Origin of the sequence: Streptomyces sp. NPDC051909, from assembly GCF_040681095.1 — a bacterium.
GTDB lineage: Bacteria > Actinomycetota > Actinomycetes > Streptomycetales > Streptomycetaceae > Streptomyces.
Genome location: NZ_JBFAYA010000013.1, coordinates 124375 through 149886 on the forward strand (window position 1 = coordinate 124375; position 25512 = coordinate 149886).

At 73.4% G+C, this 25512-nt stretch carries 21 protein-coding genes; 10 read left to right on the forward strand and 11 right to left on the reverse strand.

Features of this window, described 5'->3' with window-relative positions:
* Positions 1-15: 15 nt before the first annotated feature.
* From AB0M18_RS21790 to pdhA (AB0M18_RS21800), 3 genes are read right to left on the reverse strand one after another with little or no spacing between them, the layout of a single operon-like run.
* On the reverse strand, positions 16-1386 hold the full coding sequence (locus tag AB0M18_RS21790; protein WP_365760415.1) for a dihydrolipoamide acetyltransferase family protein: 1371 nt from the start codon (positions 1384-1386) through the stop codon (positions 16-18).
* 13 nt (positions 1387-1399) lie between these two features.
* The gene (locus AB0M18_RS21795) at positions 1400-2380 is read right to left on the reverse strand and encodes an alpha-ketoacid dehydrogenase subunit beta (RefSeq protein WP_265861526.1); all 981 of its coding nucleotides are present in this window, start codon (positions 2378-2380) and stop codon (positions 1400-1402) included.
* A gap of 2 nt (positions 2381-2382) precedes the next feature.
* Complete coding sequence (gene pdhA, locus AB0M18_RS21800; RefSeq protein WP_365760417.1) at positions 2383-3558, reverse strand: pyruvate dehydrogenase (acetyl-transferring) E1 component subunit alpha; 1176 nt, start codon at positions 3556-3558, stop codon at positions 2383-2385.
* Between the two features lie 340 nt (positions 3559-3898).
* On the opposite strand from pdhA (AB0M18_RS21800), the gene AB0M18_RS21805 reads away from it, so the two are divergent.
* The 3 genes from AB0M18_RS21805 (at position 3899) to AB0M18_RS21815 (ending at position 6219) form a co-directional block, all read left to right on the forward strand.
* Positions 3899-4558 carry a response regulator transcription factor gene (locus AB0M18_RS21805; protein WP_365760419.1) on the forward strand — a complete coding sequence of 220 codons (660 nt, stop codon included), beginning with the start codon at positions 3899-3901 and terminating at the stop codon, positions 4556-4558.
* Positions 4559-4722: 164 nt separating this feature from the next.
* The gene (locus AB0M18_RS21810) at positions 4723-5160 is read left to right on the forward strand and encodes a pyridoxamine 5'-phosphate oxidase family protein (protein ID WP_365760421.1); all 438 of its coding nucleotides are present in this window, start codon (positions 4723-4725) and stop codon (positions 5158-5160) included.
* A 15-nt stretch (positions 5161-5175) separates the two neighbouring features.
* Complete coding sequence (locus AB0M18_RS21815; protein ID WP_365760423.1) at positions 5176-6219, forward strand: phosphotransferase; 1044 nt, start codon at positions 5176-5178, stop codon at positions 6217-6219.
* An 11-nt stretch (positions 6220-6230) separates the two neighbouring features.
* Here AB0M18_RS21815 and AB0M18_RS21820 read toward each other — a convergent pair whose 3' ends face one another.
* Positions 6231-7943 carry a protein kinase gene (locus AB0M18_RS21820; protein ID WP_365760425.1) on the reverse strand — a complete coding sequence of 571 codons (1713 nt, stop codon included), beginning with the start codon at positions 7941-7943 and terminating at the stop codon, positions 6231-6233.
* Positions 7944-8218: 275 nt separating this feature from the next.
* Here AB0M18_RS21820 and AB0M18_RS21825 point away from each other — a divergent pair, with 275 nt between their 5' ends.
* The 6 genes from AB0M18_RS21825 (at position 8219) to AB0M18_RS21850 (ending at position 15986) form a co-directional block, all read left to right on the forward strand.
* A complete protein-coding gene (locus AB0M18_RS21825; protein WP_365760427.1) occupies positions 8219-9865 on the forward strand; it encodes a protein kinase in 1647 nt (548 codons plus the stop codon).
* Positions 9866-10005: 140 nt separating this feature from the next.
* The gene (locus AB0M18_RS21830; protein ID WP_365760429.1) at positions 10006-10719 is read left to right on the forward strand and encodes a hypothetical protein; all 714 of its coding nucleotides are present in this window, start codon (positions 10006-10008) and stop codon (positions 10717-10719) included.
* A gap of 107 nt (positions 10720-10826) precedes the next feature.
* Positions 10827-11471: a PadR family transcriptional regulator gene (locus tag AB0M18_RS21835; protein WP_365760431.1), complete on the forward strand. Its 645-nt coding sequence runs from the start codon at positions 10827-10829 to the stop codon at positions 11469-11471.
* 251 nt (positions 11472-11722) lie between these two features.
* Positions 11723-12463, forward strand: a complete 741-nt coding sequence (locus tag AB0M18_RS21840; protein WP_365760433.1) for an ABC transporter ATP-binding protein — start codon at positions 11723-11725, stop codon at positions 12461-12463.
* Positions 12460-15330, forward strand: a complete 2871-nt coding sequence (locus AB0M18_RS21845; RefSeq protein ID WP_365760435.1) for an ABC transporter permease — start codon at positions 12460-12462, stop codon at positions 15328-15330. Before AB0M18_RS21840 ends, AB0M18_RS21845 begins: the two co-directional genes overlap by 4 nt.
* 104 nt (positions 15331-15434) lie before the next feature.
* Positions 15435-15986 (forward strand): bacterial proteasome activator family protein, encoded by a 552-nt coding sequence (locus tag AB0M18_RS21850; protein ID WP_365760437.1) that lies wholly within the window; start codon positions 15435-15437, stop codon positions 15984-15986.
* Positions 15987-16079: 93 nt separating this feature from the next.
* Here the strand turns inward: AB0M18_RS21850 and AB0M18_RS21855 are convergent, their stop codons facing one another.
* The 7 genes from AB0M18_RS21855 to pdhA (AB0M18_RS21885) form a co-directional block, all read right to left on the reverse strand.
* Positions 16080-17066: an NAD(P)H-quinone oxidoreductase gene (locus AB0M18_RS21855; RefSeq protein WP_365760439.1), complete on the reverse strand. Its 987-nt coding sequence runs from the start codon at positions 17064-17066 to the stop codon at positions 16080-16082.
* 106 nt (positions 17067-17172) lie between these two features.
* Complete coding sequence (locus tag AB0M18_RS21860; protein WP_365760441.1) at positions 17173-18267, reverse strand: potassium channel family protein; 1095 nt, start codon at positions 18265-18267, stop codon at positions 17173-17175.
* On the reverse strand, positions 18255-19907 hold the full coding sequence (locus tag AB0M18_RS21865; RefSeq protein WP_365760443.1) for a molybdopterin molybdotransferase MoeA: 1653 nt from the start codon (positions 19905-19907) through the stop codon (positions 18255-18257). Before AB0M18_RS21865 ends, AB0M18_RS21860 begins: the two co-directional genes overlap by 13 nt.
* Positions 19904-20938, reverse strand: coding sequence for a DUF6457 domain-containing protein (locus AB0M18_RS21870; protein ID WP_365760445.1), 1035 nt, complete (start codon positions 20936-20938; stop codon positions 19904-19906). Before AB0M18_RS21870 ends, AB0M18_RS21865 begins: the two co-directional genes overlap by 4 nt.
* Positions 20939-21108: 170 nt before the next feature.
* Positions 21109-22476, reverse strand: coding sequence for a dihydrolipoamide acetyltransferase family protein (locus AB0M18_RS21875; protein ID WP_365760447.1), 1368 nt, complete (start codon positions 22474-22476; stop codon positions 21109-21111).
* Positions 22476-23507: an alpha-ketoacid dehydrogenase subunit beta gene (locus AB0M18_RS21880; RefSeq protein ID WP_365760449.1), complete on the reverse strand. Its 1032-nt coding sequence runs from the start codon at positions 23505-23507 to the stop codon at positions 22476-22478. The genes AB0M18_RS21875 and AB0M18_RS21880 overlap by 1 nt, the downstream gene beginning before the upstream one ends.
* Positions 23504-24667 (reverse strand): pyruvate dehydrogenase (acetyl-transferring) E1 component subunit alpha, encoded by a 1164-nt coding sequence (pdhA, locus tag AB0M18_RS21885; protein ID WP_365760451.1) that lies wholly within the window; start codon positions 24665-24667, stop codon positions 23504-23506. The genes AB0M18_RS21880 and pdhA (AB0M18_RS21885) overlap by 4 nt, the downstream gene beginning before the upstream one ends.
* Before the next feature lie 337 nt (positions 24668-25004).
* On the opposite strand from pdhA (AB0M18_RS21885), the gene AB0M18_RS21890 reads away from it, so the two are divergent.
* Entirely contained in the window at positions 25005-25484 is a 480-nt protein-coding gene (locus AB0M18_RS21890) for an Lrp/AsnC family transcriptional regulator (protein WP_365760604.1), read from the forward strand.
* Positions 25485-25512: the final 28 nt, after the last annotated feature.

Consider the following 25512-nt stretch of genomic DNA (forward strand, 5'->3'; position numbering starts at 1 on the left):
AACGTAACCGGACAGCTACGCCCAGGTGATGAGCCGCTTCGGCTGCTCCAGGATCGCCGCGATGTCGGCCAGGAACTTCGAGCCCAGCTCGCCGTCGATCAGGCGGTGGTCGAAGGACAGCGCCAGGGTGGTGACCTGGCGGGGCTTCACCTTGCCCTTGTGGACCCAGGGCTGGAAGCGGATCGCGCCGACCGCGAGGATCGCGGACTCGCCCGGGTTGATGATCGGGGTGCCGGTGTCGACGCCGAAGACGCCGACGTTGGTGATGGTGAAGGTGCCGCCCTGCATCGCCGCCGGGGTGGTCTTGCCCTCGCGGGCGGTGGAGACCAGCTCGCTGAGCGAGCGCGACAGGTCCGGCAGGGTCTGGGCGTGCGCGTCCTTGATGTTCGGCACGATCAGACCGCGCGGGGTGGCCGCCGCGATGCCCAGGTTCACGTAGTGCTTGAGCACGATCTCCTGGGCGGCCTCGTCCCAGGCCGCGTTGACGCCCGGGTTGCGCTTCATCGCGACCAGGACCGCCTTGGCGATGAGGAGGAGCGGGTTGACCCGCAGGCCCGCCATGTCCTTGTCGGACTTGAGCTCCTCGACCAGCTTCATCGTGCGCGTGATGTCGAAGGTGATGAACTCGGTGACGTGCGGCGCGGTGAAGGCCGAGCCGACCATCGCCGCCGCCGTGGCCTTCCGTACGCCCTTGATGGGGATACGGGTCTCCCGGGCGTCCGACGGGACGGTGAGCGCGGGAGCCGGGGCCGGCGCGGCCGCGGGGGCCTCGGCCACCGGAGCCGCGGCCGCCGGGGCCGGGACCGACGGAGCGGCCGGGGCCGCCGCGCGGTGCACGTCGTCGCGGGTGATGATGCCGTCCGGGCCGGTCGGGGTGACCGTGGCCAGGTCGACGCCCAGGTCCTTGGCGAGCTTGCGCACCGGCGGCTTGGCCAGCGGGCGGTCGCCGACGGCGGGACCGTGGCCGTTCAGCTGCTCGGGGACCACCGCGGGAGCGGCCTCGGCCGGGGCGGCCGTCCTGCGGGCCCGGCGCTTGGTGGCGGACGCGGCCACGCCGTAACCGACGAGGACCGGCTGCCGGCCCTCCGGCTCGGCCTCCTCGGCGGCCGGGGCCGCGGGTGCGGCCGGAGCCGCCGGGGCCTCGCCGCCCACGTTCACCGTGATGATGACCTCGCCCACGGCCACCGTCGTGCCCTCGGGGAAGCGCAGCTCGTGCACGGTGCCGTCGAACGGGATCGGGAGTTCGACAGCGGCCTTCGCCGTCTCGACCTCGATCACGACCTGCCCGTCGGTGACGGTGTCACCGGGCTGGACGTACCACTTGAGGATCTCGGCCTCGGTGAGGCCCTCGCCCACGTCGGGCATCTTGAATTCGCGGATCGTCATCGTGCTGATCTCCTCAGAACGCCAGCGAGCGGTCGACGGCGTCGAGCACGCGGTCCAGGCCCGGCAGGTACTCCTCCTCCAGGCGCGCCGGCGGATACGGCGCGTGGTAGCCGCCGACCCGCAGGACGGGGGCCTCCAGGTGGTAGAAGCAGCGCTCGGTGATCCGGGCGGCGATCTCCGCGCCGGAGCCGAAGAACACCGGGGCCTCGTGGACGACGACCAGCCGGCGGGTCTTCTCGACCGAGGCCTGGATGGTGTCGAAGTCGAGCGGGGAGATCGAGCGCAGGTCCACGACCTCGATCGACTTGCCCTCCTCGGCGGCGGCCGCGGCCGCCTCCAGGCAGGTCTTCACCATCGGGCCGTACGCGACGAGCGTGAGGTCCGTGCCCTCGCGGGCGACCCGGGCCTTGTGCAGCTCGCCGGGGATGGCGTCGACGTCGACGTCGCCCTTGTCCCAGTAGCGGCGCTTGGGCTCGAAGAAGATGACCGGGTCGTCGCTCTGAATGGCCTGCTGGAGCATCCAGTAGGCGTCGGAGGAGTTCGCCGGGGTGACCACCTTGAGGCCCGCGACATGCGCGAAGAGCGACTCGGGGGACTCGGAGTGGTGCTCGACGGCGCCGATGCCGCCGCCGTACGGGATGCGGATGACGACCGGCATCTTCACGGTGCCGAGCGAGCGGGCCCGCATCTTCGCCAGCTGGGTGACGATCTGGTCGTACGCGGGGAAGACGAAGCCGTCGAACTGGATCTCCACGACCGGGCGGTAGCCGCGCAGGGCGAGGCCGATCGCGGTGCCGACGATGCCGGACTCGGCGAGCGGGGTGTCGACGACCCGGTCCTCGCCGAAGTCCTTCTGCAGACCGTCGGTGATCCGGAAGACACCGCCGAGCTTGCCGACGTCCAGACCCATGACGACGACCTTGGGGTCGGTCTCCAGGGCCTTGCGCAGCGACTCGTTGAGCGCCTTGGCCAGGGGAAGCTTCTGAACAGCCATGATTACTCGGCCTCTCCGCCCTCGAAGGACGCCTGGTAGGCGGCGAACTGCGCGCGCTCCTCGTCGACGAGCGCGTGCCCGTCCGCGTACACGTTGTCGAACATCGCCATGTGGTCCGGTACGGGCATGGCGCGGACGACCTCGCGTACGTGCTTGCCGAGCTCCTCGCTCTCCGTCTCAAGGGCCTCGAAGAAGGCGGCGTCGGCGTGACCCTCCTTCTCCAGGTACGTCCTGAGGCGCAGGATCGGGTCCTTGGCCTCCCAGGCCTCGCGCTCCGTGTCCCGGCGGTAGCGGGTCGGGTCGTCGGAGGTGGTGTGGGCGGCCATCCGGTAGGTGAACGCCTCGATGAGCGTCGGGCCCTCGCCGCGGCGGGCGCGCTCGAGCGCCGACCGGGTCACGGCCAGACAGGCGAGGACGTCGTTGCCGTCGACGCGGATGCCGGGGAAGCCGAAGCCGCGGGCGCGCTGGTAGAGCGGGACGCGGGTCTGCTTCTCGGTGGGCTCGGAGATGGCCCACTGGTTGTTCTGGCAGAAGAACACGACCGGGGCGTTGTAGACCGAGGAGAAGACGAACGACTCGTTGACGTCGCCCTGGCTGGAGGCGCCGTCGCCGAAGTAGGCGATCACGGCGGAGTCCGCGCCGTCCTTGGCGATGCCCATGGCGTAGCCGGTGGCGTGCAGGGTCTGCGAGCCGAGGACGATCGTGTACAGGTGGAAGTTGTTGCTGTTGGGGTCCCAGCCGCCGTTGTTCACACCGCGGAACATGCCGAGGAGGTTGGTCGGGTCGACCCCGCGGCACCAGGCGACGCCGTGCTCGCGATAGGTCGGGAAGACGTAGTCGTCGTCCCGCAGCGCGCGGCCGGAGCCGATCTGGGCGGCCTCCTGGCCGAGCAGCGAGGCCCACAGGCCCAGCTCGCCCTGCCGCTGCAGGGCGGTGGCCTCGGCATCGAAGCGGCGGGTGAGCACCATGTCGCGGTAGAGGCCGCGCAGCTCCTCGGCGCTCAGGTCGATGTCGTACTCGGGGTGATGGACGCGCTCACCCTCGGGCGTCAGCAGCTGAATGAGCTCGGGCTCCGTCTGCTGCGGGGCCTGCGCCTTCTTCGCGGTCGCGCTGGTGGTGCGCTTGGTGCCGCTGCTGCGTCGCGTCGTCTTGCGCGCGGCAGTGCTCTCCACGGTCACGTGCGTGCTCCTCCGTCGGTCCGGCCCCCGGGTTCGCCGGTCAGGGCCAGTGCGGCTCCGCCCTGTCCGTACCCTTCGCACGGGGTGGGTGCGACGCGGCCGGGGTCGGGCGTGACAGGTGCCCCGGCGTACGCCGTCACTGGCACGTTACCCACAGCGCAACAATTCTGCGAAACCCCACTTGACCTGCAATTTTGCTTGGATTTCCAAGTAAATCGAGAAAAGCGGGACTCGTCCCTGGTCAGCGCATGGACAAGCGCCCGACGGCGTCGTCGGAACACCCGGCACGTTATCCCGGGCACCCCGGGCGCGGGAAGAGCCAATATGTGAGACTGACCTCGTGCGCGAAGAAGGAAAAATCCGGGTATTTCTGCTGGACGACCACGAGGTCGTGCGGCGCGGCGTCCACGAGCTGCTGTCCGTCGAGGACGACATCGAGGTGGTCGGCGAGGCCGGCACCGCCGCAGACGCCCTGGTCAGGATCCCCGCGACCCGCCCCGACGTCGCCGTGCTCGACGTCCGGCTCCCGGACGGCAGCGGGGTGGAGGTGTGCCGCGAGGTCCGCTCCCAGGACGATGCGATCAAGTGCCTGATGCTCACCTCGTACGCCGACGACGAGGCCCTCTTCGACGCGATCATGGCCGGAGCCTCGGGTTATGTCCTCAAGGCCATCCGCGGCAACGAGCTCCTGAACGCGGTCCGGGACGTCGCCGCCGGCCGGTCGCTGCTCGACCCGGTGGCCACCGCGCGGGTCCTGGAGCGGCTGCGGGACGGCAGCGGCCCGAAGGGCGACGACCGGCTCGCCCGTCTCACCGAGCAGGAGCGCAAGATCCTCGATCTGATCGGCGAGGGCCTGACCAACCGGGCCATCGGCGAGCGCCTCCACCTCGCGGAGAAGACGATCAAGAACTATGTCTCCAGCCTGCTGTCGAAGCTGGGCATGGAGCGCCGTTCCCAGGCCGCCGCGTACGTGGCGCGGATGCAGGCGGAACGCCGCTAGGGCCTGTCCGGACAGACCCCGGGTCATGCCCTCGGCCTGTCCGGTTTCCGTTCATCCGAACGGGTGCGATCCGGGCCGGCCGGCCCGGATTCGGGACCTACGTCCTGCCGAACCGGGGCAGGGGCCCCTTTTCCGACACCGTGCCGGTGGCGGAGAGTGGAACCATGTCCATCGAGGAGATCCGCGCCATCGAGCTGCTGAACCGTGTGGCGTACGGGCGGCTGGCCACGAGCATGCGGGCGATGCCCTTCGTCGCCCCGGCCCGCCACGTCGTGGCCGGCGGCCGCGTCCTGATCCGGCTGCACCGGGGCCTCGGCTACCACCGGGCCTGCAACGGCAGCGTCGTCGCGTACGGCGCGGACAACCTGCACTCGGGCGAGGAGCACCTGTGGTCGGTGCAGTTCACCGGCACCGCCGAGATCATCGAGCCCACCGCCGAGGAGCGGGCGGCCTTCGGCACGGAGCCCACGACCGTGGACGGCGAGCCCTTCGAGCCGGTCTACATGCGCGTCGAGCCCCAGTTCGTCACCGTGCACACCCTCGACCACCCGGCCGGGCAGAGCGCTCCCTCCACCGGGCGACAACTCCACCACGTAGCGTGATCTAACATCTGCGGAGTGCCGCGCTCATCTGTACCCCCGGCCCCGCGCCTCCCCGCTCCGCCCGTACGCGCCCTGCTGCGCCGCTACCCCGGCGCCGGCGATCCGCTGTCCTGCCAGCCCGTGGCCCAGGGCCTGCTGAACCGCGGCTACCGGCTCGCCACCACCCGCGGCGCCTACTTCCTCAAGCAGCACGTGGACGCCAGGACCGCCGACCGGGACACCATCGTGCGCCAGCACCGGGCCACCCAGCGGCTGCACGCCCTCGGTCTGCCCGTCGCCCCGCCGCTCCCCGACGGCCGCGGCCGCACCGTCGCCGTCATCGGCGGCCGCTGCTACGCCCTCCACCCCTGGATCGACGGCCGGCACCGCGACGGCGGCCAGCTGTCGGCCGGCGGCTGCCGCCGGCTCGGCGGCCTCCTCGGCCGGGTGCACACCGGCCTCGACCGGGTCATGGGGTCCCCCGCGGAGTCCCCCGTGCCCGACCGGGGCCACGAGAGCGCCCGCCCCGAGGACACCTTCCGGCTCATCGACGACCTCCTGCGCCTGGTCCGCGCCCGCCGCCCGCGCGACGGCTTCGACGAGCTCGCCGAGCACCGGCTGCTCGAACGCCGGGTGCTGCTCGCCGCGCACGCCCACCGCCGCCCGCCGGCCGCCGCCGCGACCGGCTGGGTGCACGGCGACTTCCACCCCTTCAACCTGCTCTACCGGGGCGCCGAACCGGCCGCGATCGTCGACTGGGACCGGCTCGGGATGCGCCCCCGCGCCGAGGAGGCGGTCCGGGCCGCCGCGATCTTCTTCGTACGGCCGGCGGGCGAACTGGCCCTGGACAAGGTGCGGGCGTACGCGCGGGCCTACCGCCGCGCGACGGGCGCGGACGGCGCCGAGCTGGCCGCGGCGGTGGAACGGGTGTGGTGGGAGCGGCTCAACGACTTCTGGACGCTGCGCTGGCGCTACCAGCTGCACGACCGCAGGGCCGACCTGCTGTTCCCCGCGGTGTCGGCCCTGGCGGTGTGGTGGACCCGTGAGTACGAGGCGGTGCGCGACGCGTTCACGGGGTGAGAGCGGCGGGGTCAGCCGCCGGTGGTGCCGGTCGAGGTGCCGGACGAGGTTCCGGTGGACGTGCCCGTGGAGGCCCCGGTGGAGGTACCCGTCGAGGTGCCGGTCGTACCGGACGAGGTGCCGGTCGTCGAGCCTTCCGACGTACCCGTCGAAGTCCCGGTCGACGTGCCCGAGGACGAGCCCTCGGTGGTGCCCTCCGTCGTGCCTTCCGTCGTACCCGTACTCGTGCCCGTACCGCCGTCCGTCGAACCCGTCGGCTCGCTCGTCGGCTCCTGCGTCTTCGTGGGCTCGTGCGTCGGCTCCCGCGTCCACGTCTTCGTGGGCGGAGTCCACGGCTGGTCGTTGCCGCCGCTCGACGAGTCGGGCGACTCGGTCTCGTCGCTCGGCTCGTCCGACGGGGTCGGCGACTCGTTCTTGGTGGACGGGGAGTCGGTGACCGTCGGCTGCTTCGTGTTGCCGCCGTCGCCCTTGTCGCCGGCCTTGTCCAGCGCGTACGCCACGCCCGCGATCATCGCGATCAGCGCGAGCGCCAGGAACAGCAGCACCTTGCCGCGGCCGCCCTTGTTCCCGTTGCCGCCCGCCGCGCCGTAGCCGTCCTGGCCGTAACCGCCGTGGCCGCCATGGCCGCCGTCGTAGCCCCCGGAGCCGTAACCCGCGGCGCCGTCCTCGGGGTTGAGCGGCGGCAGGATCGGGCCCTGCGCGGTGTCGTGGTGCATGGGGTGGCCGAGCACCGAGGTCGCGGCGACGCCGCCGACCGGCGTGTGCATGCCGTCGTGCGTCTCGACCGGGCCGGTGTTCCACATGCCGGTGTGGCCGCCCTGCTCCTGGAGCATCTGCAGCCCGTACTGGATCAGGCCGCGCATCTCCTCGGCGCTCTGGAACCGGTCGTCCGGGTCCTTCGCGAGCGAGCGCATCACCAGGCCGTCCAGCTCCGGCGGCGCGGCCTGCGCGACGTCGGACGGCGGGATCGGCGTGTCCTGGACGTGCTGGTAGACCACCGACAGCGGGGTCTCGCCGGTGAACGGGGGCCGCAGCGCCAGGAGTTCGTAGAGCAGACAGCCCGTCGCGTACAGGTCGGAGCGGTGGTCGACGGCCTTGCCGAGCGCCTGTTCGGGGGAGAGGTACTGCGGCGTGCCCATGACCATGCCGGTCTGCGTCATGGTCGACTGCGCGCCGTGCAGGGCGCGCGCGATGCCGAAGTCCATGACCTTGACCGCACCGGTGTGGGTGATGATGACGTTGGCCGGCTTGATGTCCCGGTGCACGATGCCGTGCTGGTGGGAGTAGGCCAGCGCCTCCAGGACGCCGGAGACGATGATGAGCGCCTGCTCGGGACCGGGCGCCTCGGCGCTGATCAGCAGGTCGCGGATGGTGCGGCCCTCGACCAGCTCCATCACGATGTAGGGCACGGACTGACCGCCGACGAAGTCCTCGCCGGAGTCGTACACGGCCACGATCGCATGGTGGTTGAGGCCGGCGACCGACTGGGCCTCGCGCGTGAAGCGGGCCTTGGAGACCGGGTCCTCGGCGAGATCGGCGCGCAGCAGCTTCACCGCGACCGTGCGGCCGAGCCGCACGTCCTCGGCGGCGAACACCTCGGCCATGCCGCCACGGCCCAGACGGTGGGTCAGCCGGTAGCGTCCGTCGCCGACGACGCCTCCGACGCCCCAGGACTCGGCGGACGCGTCCGGCACTCCGCCACCAGCTTCGGATTCGGGTGCCATCAGTCCTCGCCGTCGTCTGTTGTGCCGTGTCCAGTCGTCACGCTACAGGCTCCGTACGACATCACGGTCCGCCATGAATGGGCCATCCCACTCCCTGCACGTACGCCTGTGCAAATCCATGGCGTTCCTGTCACGCTTCCGGGACATTCGCTGTGCGGAGGGTCACGGATCGGGCACCGAAGCGGGGCGCGGCTTGACGTGTCACTGCCCTCGGGCAGACTTGGCCAGGAAATTCCGGATCAGCGCCGCCACGCGCGCGTAGGGGGAAGCACGAGATGAGCCAGGACGGCGCACAGGGCCGCTATGCGGGCGGTTCGGTCGCGGGCGGCCGGTACCAGCTGCGCGACCTGCTCGGCGAGGGCGGCATGGCGTCCGTCTACCTTGCGTACGACAGCGCGCTCGACCGCCAGGTCGCGATCAAGACGCTGCACACCGAGCTCGGCCGCGAACAGTCCTTCCGCGAACGCTTCCGCCGCGAGGCACAGGCCGTCGCCAAGCTGTCGCACACCAACATCGTGTCGGTCTTCGACACCGGCGAGGACAGCCTCGACGGCGCCGTCATGCCGTACATCGTCATGGAGTACGTGGAGGGCCAGCCGCTCGGCTCGGTGCTCGCCGCGGATGTGCAGCAGTACGGCGCGATGCCGGCCGACAAGGCGCTGAAGGTCACCGCGGACGTGCTCGCGGCCCTGGAGACCAGCCACGAAATGGGCCTGGTCCACCGGGACATCAAGCCGGGCAACGTGATGATGACCAAGCGCGGCGTGGTCAAGGTCATGGACTTCGGCATCGCCCGCGCCATGCAGTCCGGGGTCACCTCGATGACCCAGACCGGCATGGTCGTCGGCACCCCGCAGTACCTCTCCCCCGAGCAGGCCCTGGGCCGCGGCGTCGACGCCCGCTCCGACCTGTACTCGGTCGGCATCATGCTCTTCCAGCTGCTGACGGGCCGGCTGCCCTTCGACGCGGACTCGCCGCTGGCCATCGCCTACGCGCACGTCCAGGAGGAGCCGGTCGCGCCGTCAACGGTGAACCGTTCGGTCACCCCCGCGATGGACGCGCTGGTGGCCCGCGCCCTGAAGAAGAACCCGAACGAGCGGTTCCCGAGCGCCGCCGCCATGCGCGACGAGTGCCTGCGGGTGCTGTCCGCCGGGCAGACCGGCGCGCCGGTGATCGTCGCGGGCGGCCCGGTGCAGAGCGGTTCGGGCGTCGGCTCGGCGGTCTTCCCGCCGGTCGGCCAGACCCCGCCGCCGTCCACGCACGGCATGCAGACCCCGTACCAGGCGCCGATGCCGCACACCCCGCAGCCCGGGCCGTACGGCGTCCCGACCCCGGCGCCCGCTCCTTCCTACGGGTATCCGCAGACGCCGGCCCCGGCGCCCGTCTACCAGACCCCGGCGCCCCTGCCGACGCCCGCGCCCGGCCCGTACACGGTCCAGTCGCACGTGGGCGGCACCGGTGCGGGTGGCGGTGGCCTGAGCCGCAACAAGATCGCCATCGGTGCGATCGCCCTGATCGTCGTGGCCGGCACCATCACCGGCATCTCGTTGATGGACCGGGACTCCGGGAAGGACACGGGCGGCGGCGGCAACGCGGACCCGAGCCAGACGACCAGCAGCGCCCCCGGTCACAAGGGCCCGGACTACAGCAAGACCATCGACACCAAGAAGTGCACCGAGCCGCGCGAGTCGAGCAGCGACCCGGACAAGTTCGAGGTGCCGGACTTCACCTACAAGAACCTTGAGTCGGTGAAGGCGTGCATCCAGGCCGCCGGCTGGAAGATCAAGGCGGAGTCGTCGGTGGACGAGGCCACCTACGGCCAGGGCACGGTCATGACGCAGTACCCGCGCCAGGGCACGGACATCAGCAAGGACGACGCCGAGTTCAACCTCGAGATCTCCACCGGCAACCCGCCGCAGTAGCCGTCCGGTAGCCGTCCGACCTGGGGTCCCGGGTAGGACCACCCACGGGTGGGCCTGTCCGGGATGCCTGCTTTGCCCCGACATGTGACGCTGAGTTGAACAACTCGACTCGGCGGCTCGGTACGGGAGGGGGTCACCCGGTGACTCCAGGATCACGTCCTCGTGCGCGGGCGTTCGCGCCCGTCCTCGCCTGCTGGCTGGCGGCAGGCGCGGTCACACCGGCATACGGGGGCGAGGCCAACCCCACCCCCTCGCGCACGGCGACGGCCCCGGGCACCTCGCGCGGCGCGACCACGCCCGCCCCCTCGCCCAGCGGCTCCGCGTCGCCCTCCGCACCCTCCTCGGCCTCGCCCTCCGCGACCGGCTCCCCCGAGCCGCCCGGCTCCTCCGCGCCCGCGCCGAGCGGTTCCGCCAAGCCCTCCGGGACGGCCGGGGCGCACGGCTCCACCCCCGCCGCCTCCGCCTCCGGCGGCACGCCCTCCGGGCCGGCCGCGCCCAGCGATTCCGCCTCGCTCGCGGGCCGCGCGGCGGGGGAGGGCCGGGAGCGGCCCGGAAGGCCCGCCGCCCCCGCCGAGGAGGCGCCGACGAGTCCGGACGACTCCGCTCGTACCAAAACGGCAACAGAAGAGGAGCCGGAATCGAGCGCCGACGACCCGGTCGACGTCGTACCCGAGACGGACGCGCCGGTCGTGCCGAGCCCGCCCGATCAGCTTCCGGCGGCCGGCGCGGGGATCGGCGCGGAGAGCGCCGCACACCTCTCCGACCGGCAGATTCCCGTGCTCACCCTGGGCGTCGGGCTCGCCCTGGTCGGTCTCGGCATCGGTTTCCTCGGGATCCGGATGCGGCGCCGCTGAGTACCGGACCCGGCCCGGCCGGGCCGCCGGGTCCCCCTTGAGTCGGACCTTCCGGATCCGTCGTACGGCGCTTGTCCTCGCCGACTTACTCGGTATACATACTCGGTATGTCGATCCGCCACGGGCTTCTCGCCCTCCTCGAACGCGGTCCGCGCTACGGCTCGCAGCTCCGCACCGAGTTCGAGTCCCGCACCGGTTCCACCTGGCCGCTCAACGTGGGCCAGGTCTACACGACCCTCAACCGTCTCGAACGGGACGGGATGGTCGTCCAGGACGGGGAGGACGAGGCCGGCCACGCGCTCTACGCGATCACCGACAACGGGCGCACCGAGCTGCGCAGCTGGTTCGAGAACCCCGTGGACCGCACCAGTCCGGCCCGTGACGAGCTGGCCATCAAGCTCGCCATGGCCGTCGGGGCGCCCGGGGTCGACATCCGCGACGTCATCCAGTCGCAGCGCCGCCACACGGTGAAGGCCATGCAGGACTACACCCGGCTCAAGGCTCAGGCGATCACCGCCGTGGAGCGCGGCGGGGCCCAGGAACGCGACGACGTCGCCTGGCTCCTCGTCCTGGAGCAGCTGATCTTCCAGACCGAGGCCGAGGCGCGCTGGCTCGACCACTGCGAGGCGCGCCTGATCCGCCTCTCGGCGGCGGCCGCGGCGAAGGGAGAGGCGGCGGGGAACGCGGGCCCGGCAGGGGTCGCCACGGGGGCCGCCTCCACCCAGCGCACCGGCACCGCGCGGCGGCGCTGACCCGGCGCCGTACCCGCGCGTCCGACCGACCCGTAAGACCGGCCCGTAAGACCGACCGGCCCACGAGCCCGACCGGCCCGTAAGACCGACTCGTAAGACCGACCGGCCCACGAGCCCGACCGACCCGTAAGACCCACTGTCCCGTCCAGATCGTCCGATTCCGATCGAGACCCAGACCGTACGTACGTCCGGTGCCGTCAGCGGCCGCTCCGCACACGGCTGTTCGCCGGCGTACGCCCGAGGGGGATTCCATGACCACCGTCCAGCAGCAGCCCGTGCTGCGCCTGCACAACCTCACCCGAGTCCACGGCTCGGGTGCCACGGAGGTGCACGCCCTGCGCGGCGTCGACCTCGACGTCTACCCCGGCGAACTCGTCGCCGTCATGGGCCCGTCCGGCTCCGGCAAGTCGACGCTGCTGACCATCGCCGGCGGCCTCGACACCCCGAGCTCCGGCCAGGTCGTCGTCGAGGGCACCGACATCACCGCCGTGGGCCGCAAGGAGCTCGCCGCGCTGCGCCGCCGCAGCATCGGCTATGTCTTCCAGGACTACAACCTCATCCCGGCCCTGACCGCCGCCGAGAACGTGGCCCTGCCCCGCGAACTGGACGGGGTGTCCGCCCGCAAGGCCCGCACCGAGGCCCTCGCCGCGCTCGCCGAGATGGACCTCGGCCACCTCGCCGACCGCTTCCCCGACGAGATGTCCGGCGGCCAGCAGCAGCGCGTGGCCATCGCCCGCGCCCTGGTCGGCGACCGCCGTCTGGTGCTCGCCGACGAGCCCACCGGCGCCCTCGACTCCGAGACCGGCGAGTCCGTGCTCGCGCTGCTCCGCTCCCGCTGCGACGCGGGCGCCGCCGGCATCCTGGTCACCCACGAGCCGCGGTTCGCGGCCTGGGCCGACCGCGTGGTGTTCCTGCGGGACGGCTCCGTCGTCGACCAGACCGTGCGCAGCGAGGCCGACTCGCTCCTGACCGGCCGGGCGGCGCAGCAGTGACGACCTGGTTCCACTCCTGGCGGGCCGCGGTCCGCATCGCCCGCCGTGACGCCTGGCGCTCCAAGGGCCGCAGCTTCCTCGTCCTCGCGATGATCGCCCTGCCGATTCTCGGCGTGAGCGCCTTCCAACTGACCATCCGCAGCTCCGAACTCAGCGCCGAGCAGCGCCTTGAGCGCTCCATAGGCGCCGCCGACGCGCAGCTGACGGACGCCCAGATGGACGGCGTGCCGGTGCTCCAGGACCCCCAGGGCGAGCAGAACACTCCTGTCGAGGACTTCACCAAGTCCAACAAGCCCTGGCCCAGCGGTCCGACCGACGTCACCAAGGCCATCCCGGCCGGTTCGACGGTCCTCACCGACAGCCACGGCGGCGCCAAGCTGACCACCGTGCACGGTCTGCTGCAGACCCAGGTGCGCGAGCTGAAGGCCGCCGACCCGATGGCGCGCGGCATCATGACCCTCACCGAGGGCCGCTTCCCCGAGAAGGACGACGAGCTCGCCGCGAGCACCGCGTTCCTGAAGAGCAGCGGGCTCACCGTCGGTTCGGCCCTCACCGCCCGCGGTTTCGACCGCGAGTACCGGATCACGGGCGCCTACGAGCTGCCCAGCGACCTCAAGACCGAGGAGGTCAACGCCCTGCCGGGGGCCTTCCTCGCGCCGTACGCGGCCGCCGTCGAGAAGGCCGGCCTCCCGAAGCCCGACGTCTCCACCACCTATCTGGTGACGAAGTCCGGTGGTTTCACGTGGAACATGGTCCAGGAGATCAACAAGAAGGGCGTCCTGGTCGTCTCGCGCGCGGTCACTCTCGACCCGCCCGCCGACTCCGAGGTCCCGCTCTACCAGCGGGACGACTTCCACCGCTACGAGGACAGCGCCGCGGGCAACGCCGCCGCGCTGGCCGCCGTCGCCACCGTGGTCGGCCTCGCGATGCTGGAGATCTGTCTGCTCGCCGGCCCGGCCTTCGCCGTCGGCGCCCGCCGCTCCCGCCGCCAGCTCGGTCTCGTCGGCGCCAACGGCGGCAACCGCAGCCACATCCGGGCCATCGTGCTGAGCGGCGGCCTGGTCATCGGTGTCGCCGCGGCCCTCGTCGGCACGGCCCTCGCCCTGCTCCTCACCTTCGCGCTCCGGCCGCTCCTGGAGGAGTACATGGGGGCGCGGTTCGGCGGCTTCACCATCCGGCCGCTGGAACTGCTCGGGATCGCCGGGCTCGCCGTCCTGACCGGTCTGCTGTCCGCGATCGTCCCGGCGGTCACCGCCTCCCGGCAGACCGTCCTCGCCTCCCTCACCGGCCGCCGCGGCGTCCGCCGCTCCAGCAGGGTGCTGCCCGTCCTCGGCCTGATCGCCGTCGCCCTCGGCGCCACGATCGCGCTGTACGGCTCGCTCTTCACCGAGCAGTTCCTCATCGTCGCGGGCGGCTCGGCCATCGCCGAACTGGGCGTGGTCGCCCTGACCCCGGCCCTGGTCGGACTGTTCGGGCGCAGTGGGCGCTGGCTGCCGCTGTCGCCGCGGCTCGCGCTGCGCGACGCCGTGCGCAACCGGGGCCGTACGGCCCCGGCCGTCGCCGCCGTCCTCGCGGCCGTCGCGGGCACCGTCGCCGTCTCCACGTACGCCGCGAGCGGCGACGCGGGAGACAGGGCGGAGTACCAGCCGAAGCTGCCGTACGGCGCCGTCGCCGCCATCGTCACCGAGGAGGGCGGGCGGGACGCGCCGGCCGTCCGCGAGGCCGTGCAGCGCTTCTTCCCCGTCGACTCCCGGGTCGACGTGTCCCGGATCGCCGTCGGCAAGCCGGGCTGCGACAGCTGGGGCGGCGGCCAGGGCTGCGGCCGCTTCGAGGTCGTCACCCCCAAGGCCAACGAGTGCCCGTTCTGGGTGCAGATGCCGGACGGGTCCGACCCCTCGGAGCGCTTCACCCCGGCACAGCGCACCAAGCTGCGCCAGGACGACTGGCGTTGCCAGGGCATGCGGGGCGAAGGCGTCTACGTGGAGGGCGGCATGCTCATCGCGGACGCCCCGATCCTGAAGGTCCTCGGCATCACCGACCCGGGCGCCGCCAAGGCCCTCGCCGAGGGGAAGCTGGTCAGCTTCAGCGCGCCGCAGGTCGACAGGACGAACAACACCGTCGGCGTCCGGCTGATCACCGACACGGCGGCCTACGACAAGGCCTCCCAGGACAACAAGCCGCTGCCCGGCGAGATCAAGTCCCTGCCCGCCTACCAGGTGCCCGGCGAGCCGCTCTCGTACGGCGTGCAGAGCATCCTCACCCCCGCCGCCGCCAAGGCCGCCGGACTGACGACCACCCCCATGGGCGCGTACTTCACCACCGACCGGCTGCCGAGCACCGAGCAGCGGCAGAAGCTCGACGGCGAGATCGCCAAGCTGGGCAGCCAGGTCGACCTCACCCTGGAGGAGGGCTACGTCAGCAAGAACAGCCTGGTGCTGCTCGCGCTGACCGTCTTCGCCGGCCTGGTCACCATCGGCGCGGCCGGCATCGCCACCGGCCTCGCCCAGGCGGACGCCGAGGCCGATCTGAAGACGCTGTCCGCGGTGGGGGCCCCGCCCCGGGTGCGCCGCACCCTCAGCGGCTTCCAGTGCGGAGTCGTCGCGGCGATGGGTGTGATCCTCGGCTCCGCCGCCGGTGTGCTGCCCGCCATCGGGCTCCGGCTCGCCGAGGAGCGGCAGGCGGTCCGCTTCTACGAGCAGACCCTGGCCGAGGGCTGGGGCGGCCCCGACGGGCCGCCGGTCATGCCGATCGTCGTGCCCTGGGAGACGCTCGCCGCGCTCCTGGTGGCCGTTCCGCTCGGCGCCGCCCTGCTCGCGGCCCTGGTGACCCGCTCCCGCGGGGCGCTGGCCCGCCGCGCCGCGCACTGACGTTCGTTGCCGGGTCGTTGCCGACTGTGCCCCCGGAGGAGGGTGGATCACCCTCCTCCGGGGGCACACCGTGTGATGAAGCGTGTGTGCGAGAGAATGGCGGCATGGAGATGCCGAGGAATGACAGGTCGCAGGAGAGCCCCCAGGTCCTCATCGTGGGCCAGGACGGGATGGCGCTCGGCGGCACTCAGGGTGACGACGAATCCCGCGAGGTCCCGGTGACGGAAATGGTCGAGCAGCCTGCGAAGGTCATGCGGATCGGCAGCATGATCAAGCAGCTTCTGGAGGAGGTCAGGGCGGCACCTCTCGACGAGGCCAGCCGCGTACGGCTCAAGGAGATCCACGCCAGCTCGGTGAAGGAGCTGGAGGACGGGCTCGCTCCGGAGCTCGTGGAGGAACTGGAGCGGCTCTCCCTGCCGTTCACCGACGAGGCCATCCCCTCCGACTCGGAACTGCGCATCGCGCAGGCCCAGTTGGTCGGCTGGCTCGAAGGCCTCTTCCACGGCATCCAGACGGCGCTGTTCGCCCAGCAGATGGCGGCCCGCGCCCAGTTGGAGCAGATGCGCCGCGCACTGCCGCCCGGCGCGCCGCACGACGATGACGACGACCACGGCCCGCAGCGCGGGCGGGCGGTCGGCTCGGGGCCGTACCTGTAGAGGGTCTTGTCCCTGTACGGCCTGGGGCCCGGTACGGGCGGTGGAAGCCGCTCGTACCGGGCCTCTTCGTGTGGGGGTCCAGGTGCGGGTGTGTCAGGCCTTCGGCGCCACCAGCAGCACCTTGCCGACGTGGCCGCTCGCCTCGACGACCCGGTGGGCCTCGGCGACGTCCGTCAGGGGCACGGTGCGGTCCACGACGGGGGTGACGGTGCCCGCGGCGACCAGCGGCCACACGTGCTCGCGGACGGCGGCGACCACCGCCGCCTTCTCCGCCGGCGGCCGGGCGCGCAGGGTGGTCGCGAGGACCGCGGCCCGCTTGGCCATCAGGGCGGCCAGGTTGAGCTCGCCCTTGACGCCGCCCTGCAGACCGATGACGACCAGACGCCCGTTGACCGCCAGGGCCTTGATGTTCCGGTCCAGGTACTTGGCGCCGACGATGTCCAGGATGACGTCCGCCCCGGCCCCGTCGGTCGCCTTGTGCAGCTCCTCGACGAAGTCCTGCTCGCGGTAGTCGATGAGGATGTCCGCGCCCAACTCGGCGCAGCGGGCCAGTTTCTCGGGTCCGCCGGCGGTGACCGCGACCCGCGCGCCGACCGCCTTGGCCAGCTGGATCGCCATGGTGCCGATACCGCTCGCCCCGCCGTGCACGAGGAGCGTCTCGCCGGGCCGCAGATGGGCCAGCATGAAGACGTTCGACCAGACCGTGCAGGCCACTTCGGGCAGCGCGGCGGCCGTCACCAGGTCCACGCCCTCCGGCCGGGGCAGCAACTGCCCGACGGGTACGGCGACCTTCTCGGCGTACCCGCCGCCGACGAGCAGCGCGCAGACCTCGTCGCCGACGGCCCAGCCGGAGACACCGGGACCGAGCGCGACGATCCGGCCCGCGCATTCGAGACCGGGGTACGGGGAGCTGCCGGGCGGCGGGTCGTAGAACCCCTGGCGCTGGAGCAGATCGGCACGGTTGACGGCGCTCGCCACCACCTCGACGAGCACTTCGCCCTCGGCGGGGACGGGGTCCGGCACCTCGGCCCACACCAGCGCCTCGGGCCCGCCGGGTTCCGGAATCGTGATCGCATGCATGTCGGCGAGGCTACTCCGGGACCGGGCGGCGGGGCGGGCGGCGGCCCGACGGGGGCGACGGGGTGTGGGGCCCGGCGGGAGCGACGGGTGTGGGGCCCGGTGGGGGTCAGTCCTCGGCGGGCGTCGTGAGCGGCGTGACGGGCGCGGCCCGCACGATGGTGATCACCCGGTCGGTGAGCTGGAGCGGGCTGGCTGCGGGGTCGTCGTAACCGATCAGCCGGTGACCGCGCAGCACGCTCACCACCAGGTCGTTCGTCTCCCGGACGCCGCGGCCGGCCTCGGCCTTGGTCACCGGGCGCTCGACCAGGTCCAGCCCGGAGCCCTGCTGGATCAGGTCCTCCATCACGGTGCCCGCGCTGGGGCTGAGCACCGACAGACCGAGCAGCCGGCCGGCGGCGCTGGCGCTGGTGATCACGGCGTCCGCGCCGGACTGGCGCAGCAGCGGCGCGTTCTCCTCCTCGCGGACCGCGGCGACGATCTTCGCGCCCCGGTTGAGCTGGCGGGCCGTCAGGGTGACCAGGACGGCCGTGTCGTCGCGCTGGGTGGCGATGACGATCTGACGGGCCTTCTGCACCTCGGCGCGGAGCAGCACATCGGTGCGGGTCGCGTCGCCGACGACGCCGACGAAACCGTCGGCGTTGGCCGCCTCGATCACCTTCGTCGACGGGTCGACGATGACGATCTGGTCCTTGCGCAGCCCGGTCGCGCACAGCGTCTGGATCGCCGAACGCCCCTTGGTGCCGAACCCGACGATGACGGTGTGCTCGCGCAAGGTGGCCCTCCAGCGGTTCAGCCGGAACTCCTCCCGGGTCCGCTCCGTGAGGACCTCCAGGGTGGTGCCGACCAGGATGATCAGGAACAGCACGCGCAGCGGCGTGACCAGCAGGATATTCGCGAGCCGCGCCGAGTCGCCGTACGGGACGATGTCGCCGTAGCCCGTGGTGGAGAGGGTGACGGTCGCGTAGTAGGCGCAGTCGAGGAAGTCGAGCGTGCCGTCGGCGTTGTCGTGGTAGCCGTCGCGGTCGGCGTAGACGATGAGGACGGTGGCGACCAGTACGCCGAGGGCCATGAGGAGGCGCTTGCCGACCTGGCGCAGCGGCTTCTCGACCACCCTGCGGGGCAGGGTGACCCGGGGGCCCGACACCCGCTCGTCGGCCTGCCGCGCCATCGCGTCCCGGCTGGGAAGTTTCACGTGAAACATGCCCCTTCGTCCGCCGCGCCGCCGTCCGCCGCGCCGTCGTCCGCCGTCCCGAGGAGGCCCGCGAGCCAGGGGAGGTCGAGCACCCGCAGCGTCTGCCCGGCGGCGGCGCCCCCGGGCGGCACCACGGCCATGCCGTCGGCGGCGGCGATTCCTCGGAGCATCGCGGGCCCGTGATAGCGCAGCGGCATGGCCTCGCCTCCGTCGCGGACGACCGGCACGAGCCGGGTGTCGTACGGGTGCCCCTGGATCTCCTCGCGTACCTCCAGGCGGTACGGGGCGGGGCCCGGCCGTCCGGCGAGCGCGCGCAGCAGCGGCTCGGCCAGCGTCAGCAGCCCGGACACGGCGGCCAGCGGGTTGCCGGGCAGGCCCACCAGATGGCGGGCACCGGGGAGCGCGGCGAGCAGCATGGGGTGCCCGGGGCGCACCTTCACACCGTCGACCAGCAGCGTGGCACCGGCCTTGGCGAGCACCGGGTGCACATGGTCGACCGGTCCGGCGGCGGTCCCGCCGGTGGTGATCACGACGTCGGCGGCGGAGCCGGTGACGGCCGCGAACAGCGCCTCGGCGTCGTCGCCGATCCGGCGGGTGCCCAGGACCTCGGCGCCGAGTCCGCGCAGCCAGGGGCCGAGCATGGGACCGAGAGCGTCCCGGATCAGGCCCTCGTGGGGCAGCCCGGCGGTGAGGAGTTCGTCACCGAGGACCAGCACCTCCACCCGGGGGCGCGGGTGCACGGTCAGTTCGTCGTAGCCGGCCGCGGCGGCGAGACCGAGGACGGCGGGGCTCACGATGCCGCCGGCGGGCAGCAGCCGGTCGCCGGTGCGGCACTCCTGGCCGCGCGGGCGGATGTCCTGACCGTGCGTCACGGTCCGCAGGGCGTGCAGCCGGCCGCCGGCGTCGGTACGGGCGTGCTCGCTGCGCACGACGGCGGTCGCGCCGGCCGGCACCCGGGCGCCGGTGGCGATCCGCACGGCGTCGCCGTCGGCGAGCTCGGCGGCCCCCGCGTGTCCGGCGAGGACGGCGCCCTCGGCGTCGATCCACCAGGGCCCGGGGCCCGCGACGGCCCAGCCGTCCATGGCGGAGGTGTCGAAGGAGGGCAGATCGGTGAGCGCCCGCAACGGCTCGGCCAGCACCCTCCCGAGCGCCCGGCCCAGCGGCACCGTCACGGGTCGCGGCGCCGTCCCCGCCCGGGCGGCCTCCGCCCCGGCACGCGCCGCGACCGCCCCGGCCTCGGGCCACGGGGTGGCCGCATGCCGCTCGGCGCGGGGGCCGGGGGTGGCGGGTCGGGGGTGGTCGGCGGATCGGCCGGGGTCGACGGCCTTGGCGGGGGGCGCCTGCGGCGCCGGACGCGCAGGGTCGGCGGAGTCGCCGGCCTCGGCGCGGCCGACGGCCTTGCCGGGTGCGGGTGCGGGCGCGGGCGCGGGTGCGCCAGGCGTCTGCGGCGCGGGAGCCACGGAACCGGCGGGCCCGACGGACTCGCCAGGACCGACAGGCTCTTCGGCCTTGGCGGACTCGGGTGCGCCGGGCGACTGCGGCGCCTGGGGCGACTGGGACGCCGCGGGCGCGGAATCGGTTCGGCGGCGGCCGACGAGGGCGAGGGCGTCCTCCACGCCGTCGTCGGGCACGCGCTCCTTCATCGTCATCCGGCCTCGTCCTGCTCGGCCGCCCAGCGCTGGGCGAGCGCGGCGGCCTTGGCCGCGGCCTGGGCGACGGCCTCCCGGCCGCCGCCGGCCCCGGCGGCGCTCGCCGCCGCGTACCCGACCAGGAAGGTGGTCAGCGGCGCGGCCGGGCGGGCGACGCCGTGCGCGGCGTCGCGGGCCAGGTCGAGCAACAGACCGGTGTCGACGTCCAGGTCGATGCCCAGTTCGTCCTTGACTGCGGTGATCCATTCATCCAGCACGGTCCCATGCTCCCTGATCCTCGCCCGGGCCGTGACGATGTCCTGCCAGGTGTCGCAGTCGAAGGAGGCCGCACCCCCGGCGGGCACCCGCACGATCCGCAGTTCTCCGGTGACCCGGCGCAGCGGAAGCCCCGCCGGCCCCCCGTGCGCGCCCACGGCCCGCGCCAGCGCCCGCCGCAGCGCCCCGGCCCGATACACCGCCACCAGCGGCTGCTCCCGGCCGTCGGCGTCGACGGTGACGGCGCCCTCGGCCTCGGGCGCGGCCTCCAGCGCGGTCACCAGGAGCCGCGCGGCGGCGGCGTCGAAGAACGGCAGGTCGGCGGAGAGCACCAGGACGAGCGGGGCGGCGGTATCGGAGTCGGCGCCATGGTCCGGGCCGTGGTCCGGGCCGTGGTCCGGGCCGGCGCCGGAGCCGGTCGTACTGGCACGGGCGGCGAGCCGTGCGGATCCGGCCGGTCCGCCGGGCTCGGGGGATTCGGCGGGTTCGCCGGGTTCGGCGTGTTCGGCCGGTCCGCCGGGTTCGGCGAGGCGGCGCAGGCCGGCGTCGAGGGCGGCGACGGGGCCGCCGCCTGGCGGTTCCTCGCGGGTCCATTCGACGGGGCGGGCGGTGGCGCGCGGTGCGGCGACGACCACGGTGCGGCGGGCGTCGCGGCAGCCGGCGAGGACCCGGTCGAGCAGGGGCCGGCCGCCGACCCGTACTCCGGGCTTGTCGGCGCCGCCGAGGCGCCGGGCAGCGCCGCCGGCGAGCACGAGAGCGTCGTACGCGGGCGTCATACCGGCAAGTATGGTCCGGGCCCGGGCCGGCGGGGTCACCGGCCCGGATCGTGGAACGCGTCCGGGACCCGGCGTGGGGTTGGGTCCCGGACGAAGCCGCCGGGCGCCGGCCGGGGCCCCGTGCCCCGGCCGGTGTCGCTCCCGGCGGAGTCGTGTCGGTCGAGCGGCGGTCAGAGGGTGCGGAGCAGCACCGCCGGGTTCTCGACACAGTCGGCGACATAGCGCAGGAAGCCGCCGGCCGTACCGCCGTCGCACACCCGGTGGTCGAAGGTCAGCGACAGCTGCACCACCTGACGCACCGCCAGCTCGCCCTGGTGCACCCATGGCTTGGGCACGATCCGGCCGACGCCCAGCATGGCCGCCTCGGGGTGGTTGATGATCGGCGTGGAGCCGTCGACCCCGAACACCCCGTAGTTGTTCAGGGTGAAGGTGCCGCCGGTCAGGTCGGCGGGGGTGAGCGTCCCCTGCCGGGCCGCCTCGGTGAGCCGGGCGAACTCGGCGGTCAGCGACTCGGCGGTGCGCCCGCCGGCGTCCTTGACCACGGGGACGACCAGGCCGCGCTCGGTCTGGGCCGCGAAGCCGAGGTGCACACCGGGCAGCCGGACGATCTCCCGCGCGGCCGTGTCGACCGTGGAGTTGAGCTCCGGGAAGCGGCTCAGCGCGTGGGCGCAGATCCGGGCGAGCAGCGCGAGCACGGAGATCTTCGGCCCGCCCGCCGCGTTCATCGCCGCCCGCGCGCCCATGAGTTCGGTCGCGTCGGCGTCGACCCAGCAGGTCGCGTCGGGTATCTCGGTGCGGCTGCGCGACAGCTTGTCGGCGACGGCGCCGCGCACACCCCGCAGCGGTATCCGCTCCGCGTCGCGCGCCGGGAGAGCGGCCGGTGCGGCGGCGGACACCGGGGCGGGGGCGGCCGCCGTGGCGGCGGTGCGCTCGCGGACGGCGAGGGCGCCCTCCACGTCGGCGCGCAGGATCAGCCCCTCGGGTCCCGAACCGCGTACCTCCCGCAGGTCGAGCCCCCCGTCGCGGGCCAGCTTGCGCACCAGCGGCGAGATGACCGGCACCGGCCCGGCGGGCGCGGCCGGGGCCGCGGGCGCGGCGGCCGGCGCCGCGGCCTGGGCGGTGGGGGTGGCGTGGCGCACCCGGCGCCGCCGGGCGGCGGGCCCGGAGGTGCCGTAACCGACGAGGACGTTGCCCGAGTACTCCGAGGAGACCGCGGACTCGGAGTCGGCGGTGGAAGCCGTGGCCGCGGGGGCGGCCTGCTCGCCGGCCGGAGCGGCGTCCGGGCCGGGCGCGCCGCCGACGGCGACCGTGATCAGCGGGGCGCCGACCGGGAGTTCGGTGCCCTCCTCGCCGAAGCGGGCGGTGACCACGCCCCCGTACGGGCAGGGCACCTCGACCATCGCCTTGGCCGTCTCGACCTCGACGACCGGCTGGTCGATGGCGACGACGTCGCCGACGTTCACCAGCCAGCGCACGATCTCGGCCTCGGTGAGGCCCTCGCCGAGGTCGGGCAGCTTGAATTCGAGCACCTGGGCCATCAGCGCTCCGCCTCCCACTGGAGCCGGGCGACCGCGTCGAGGATCCGGTCGACACCCGGCAGGTGGTGCCGCTCCAGCATCGGCGGCGGGTAGGGGATGTCGAAGCCCGCGACCCGAAGCACCGGCGCCTCCAGGTGGTGGAAGCAGCGCTCGGTGACCCGGGCGGCGATCTCCGCGCCCGGTCCGGCGAAGCCGGTCGACTCGTGGACGACGACGGCCCGGCCGGTGCGCTTCACGGAGGCGGCCACGGTCTCGTCGTCGAAGGGGACGAGCGAGCGCAGGTCGACGACCTCCAGGTCCCAGCCCTCGGCCCGGGCGGCCTCGGCGGCCTCCAGGCAGACCGGCAGGGAGGGGCCGTAAGTGATGAGCGTGGCGCTGGTGCCGCGGCGGCGGACGACGGCCTTGCCAATCGGCTCGACGGCGGCCGGCGCCTCGGGTGACCAGTCGGCCTTCGACCAGTAGAGCCGCTTGGGCTCCAGGAAGACGACGGGGTCGTCGGAGGCGATGGCGGCGCGCAGCAGCCCGTAGGCGTCCTCGACGGTCGCCGGGGTGACGACGTGGAGGCCGGGCGTCGCCATGTAGTACGCCTCGGAGGAGTCGCTGTGGTGCTCGACGCCGCCGATCCCGCCGCCGTACGGCACACGCACCACGATCGGCATCGGCATGGCGCCCCGGGTGCGGTTGCGCATCCGGGAGACATGGCTGATCAGCTGCTCGAACGCCGGGTAGGCGAACGCGTCGAACTGCATCTCGACGACCGGGCGCAGCCCGTACATCGCCATGCCGACGGCCGTGCCGAGGATGCCCGCCTCGGCCAGCGGCGTGTCGGTGCAGCGGTCCTCGCCGAACTCCTTGGCGAGCCCGTCGGTGATCCGGAAGACGCCGCCGAGGGTGCCGACGTCCTCGCCCATGACGTGGACGGCGGGGTCCTCGGCCATCGCGTCGCGCATGGCACGCTGGAGCGCCTGCGCCATGGTGGCGGGCTTGGCCGCGGTCTTCGCGGCCGGCCGCGCTGTCGCGTGGGTGGTCATCCCGCCTCGCTCTCGGCGTCGAGCTCCGCCCGCAGCTGCGCCGCCTGCTCGCGCAGCTGCGCGGTCTTCTCGGCGTACACGTGGGCGAACAGGTCCATCGGGTCGAGCACCGGGTCGGCGTTCATGCGCTCGCGCAGGCGTGCGGCCATGGTCTCGGCCTCCTCGGCGGCGGCGCGGCGGCCGTCCTCGTCGAGGATTCCGCGCTCGGTGAGCTCCCGCTCCAGGATCAGGACCGGGTCGTGTGCCCGCCAGGCCTCGACCTCGCTGTCGCCGCGGTAGCGGGTGGCGTCGTCGGCGTTGGTGTGGGCGTCGATCCGGTAGGTGACGGCCTCGACCAGGGTGGGTCCGCCGCCGCGCCGGGCGCGGGCCACGGCCTCGCCGAGCACCTGGTGGACGGCGACCGCGTCGTTGCCGTCGACGAGCCGGCCGGGCATCCCGTATCCGACGGCCTTGTGGGCCAGGGACGGGGCGGCGGTCTGCTTGGCGAGCGGCACGGAGATCGCGAAGCCGTTGTTCTGCACGAGGAAGACCACGGGGGCCTGCCACACGGCGGCGAAGTTCAGCGCCTCGTGGAAGTCGCCCTCGCTGGTGCCGCCGTCGCCGACCATGGCGAGCGCGACCACGTCGTCGCCCTTGAGCCGGGCGGCGTGGGCGAGGCCCACCGCGTGCGGGAGCTGGGTGGCGAGCGGGGTGCTGAGCGGCGCTATGCGGTGCTCGCGCGGGTCGTAGCCGGTGTGCCAGTCGCCGCGCAGCAGGGTGAGGGCCTGCACGGGGTCCAGGCCGCGGGCGACGGCGGCGAGGGTGTCGCGGTACGAGGGGAAGAGCCAGTCCCGCTCTTCCAGGACCAGCGCGGCGGCGACCTCACTGGCCTCCTGGCCGGTGGTGGAGGGGTAGACGGCGAGGCGGCCCTGCTTGGTGAGCGCGGTCGCCTGCGCGTTGTACCGGCGGCCGCGGACGAGCTCCCGGTAGAGACGGCGCAGCAGCTCGGGGTCCGCGTCGGCCATCGCGTCCGTGCCGAGGACGCGCAGCGGCTCGGCGTCCGGCAGCAGCGGGGCGGGGTCGGTGCGCGGACGCCAGGCCGGCGGGGGCGTGGGCCGGTAGGCGCGGGCGGCACCGGGGGGCTCTTGGACTGTCGAACTGCGCTGTTGCAACGAGTCCACCTCCTCGTGGGAGCGGGCATAAGACCCGAAGGCGGGTGGCGCGGAATGTGGCGCGCCTCACCTACCGATTGTTCGGTCGTGGAGGCATTTTGGCTACAGGCACCTCCAGCCTGTGGACAAACGGTTCTCCACAGCCTGGGATGGATACAGGTCGTCCACGGGAGAGAGGCGGGGGGACATGGCGGATGAACAAATGGCCGACGTCGACGAGCACACGGACGGCGAGCCCCTGAACACGCCCCCCGGCGCCGCCCCGGCGGCCGGGACGGCGCCCGCGCCCATGGGGCCGTGGGGAGAGCGGGCGGGCCCGCCGCCGGGTCCGCAGGCCGGCCCTGCCATGGTCCCCCCGACGGGCCCGGCCCGCCCGCTGGACTCCGTCGACCGCGACATCCTGCGGCTGCTGCAGACCGACGGCCGGGCCTCGGTCCGCTCGGTGGCCGAGCGGGTGCACGTCTCCCGCGCCAACGCGTACGCGCGGATCAACCGGCTCATCGACGACGGCGTGATCCGCGGCTTCGGCGCCCGCGTCAACCACGAACGGGCCGGCCACGGCGCCTCCGCCTACATCACACTGAAGATCGTCCAGAACTCCTGGCGCACCGTGCGCCAACAGCTCCAGGCGCTCCCGGGGGCCGCGCACATCGCCCTGGTCAGCGGCGACTTCGACGTCCTGCTGCTCGTCCACACCCCGGACAACCGGACCCTGCGCGAGCTGGTCCTCACCCGCCTCCAGTCCATTCCCGAGGTGCTCTCCACCCGCACCCTGCTGGTCTTCGAGGAGACCGACATCGACCCGTACCCGGACCAGCGGGACTGAAGGGACGCGAGAGACGGGAGAGACGTGC

Bases quoted from the DNA above. Each gene is read 5' to 3' on its own strand.
- AB0M18_RS21790 (WP_365760415.1), bottom strand. From the start codon at position 1,386: ATGACGATCCGCGAATTCAAGATGCCCGACGTGGGCGAGGGCCTCACC.
- AB0M18_RS21795 (WP_265861526.1), bottom strand. From the start codon at position 2,380: ATGGCTGTTCAGAAGCTTCCCCTGGCCAAGGCGCTCAACGAGTCGCTG.
- AB0M18_RS21810 (WP_365760421.1), top strand. From the start codon at position 4,723: ATGTCCATCGAGGAGATCCGCGCCATCGAGCTGCTGAACCGTGTGGCG.
- AB0M18_RS21820 (WP_365760425.1), bottom strand. From the start codon at position 7,943: ATGGCACCCGAATCCGAAGCTGGTGGCGGAGTGCCGGACGCGTCCGCC.
- AB0M18_RS21825 (WP_365760427.1), top strand. From the start codon at position 8,219: ATGAGCCAGGACGGCGCACAGGGCCGCTATGCGGGCGGTTCGGTCGCG.
- AB0M18_RS21835 (WP_365760431.1), top strand. From the start codon at position 10,827: ATGTCGATCCGCCACGGGCTTCTCGCCCTCCTCGAACGCGGTCCGCGC.
- AB0M18_RS21840 (WP_365760433.1), top strand. From the start codon at position 11,723: ATGACCACCGTCCAGCAGCAGCCCGTGCTGCGCCTGCACAACCTCACC.
- AB0M18_RS21850 (WP_365760437.1), top strand. From the start codon at position 15,435: ATGGAGATGCCGAGGAATGACAGGTCGCAGGAGAGCCCCCAGGTCCTC.
- AB0M18_RS21855 (WP_365760439.1), bottom strand. From the start codon at position 17,066: ATGCATGCGATCACGATTCCGGAACCCGGCGGGCCCGAGGCGCTGGTG.
- AB0M18_RS21860 (WP_365760441.1), bottom strand. From the start codon at position 18,267: ATGTTTCACGTGAAACTTCCCAGCCGGGACGCGATGGCGCGGCAGGCC.
- AB0M18_RS21865 (WP_365760443.1), bottom strand. From the start codon at position 19,907: ATGACGATGAAGGAGCGCGTGCCCGACGACGGCGTGGAGGACGCCCTC.
- AB0M18_RS21870 (WP_365760445.1), bottom strand. From the start codon at position 20,938: ATGACGCCCGCGTACGACGCTCTCGTGCTCGCCGGCGGCGCTGCCCGG.
- AB0M18_RS21875 (WP_365760447.1), bottom strand. From the start codon at position 22,476: ATGGCCCAGGTGCTCGAATTCAAGCTGCCCGACCTCGGCGAGGGCCTC.
- AB0M18_RS21880 (WP_365760449.1), bottom strand. From the start codon at position 23,507: ATGACCACCCACGCGACAGCGCGGCCGGCCGCGAAGACCGCGGCCAAG.
- AB0M18_RS21890 (WP_365760604.1), top strand. From the start codon at position 25,005: ATGGTCCCCCCGACGGGCCCGGCCCGCCCGCTGGACTCCGTCGACCGC.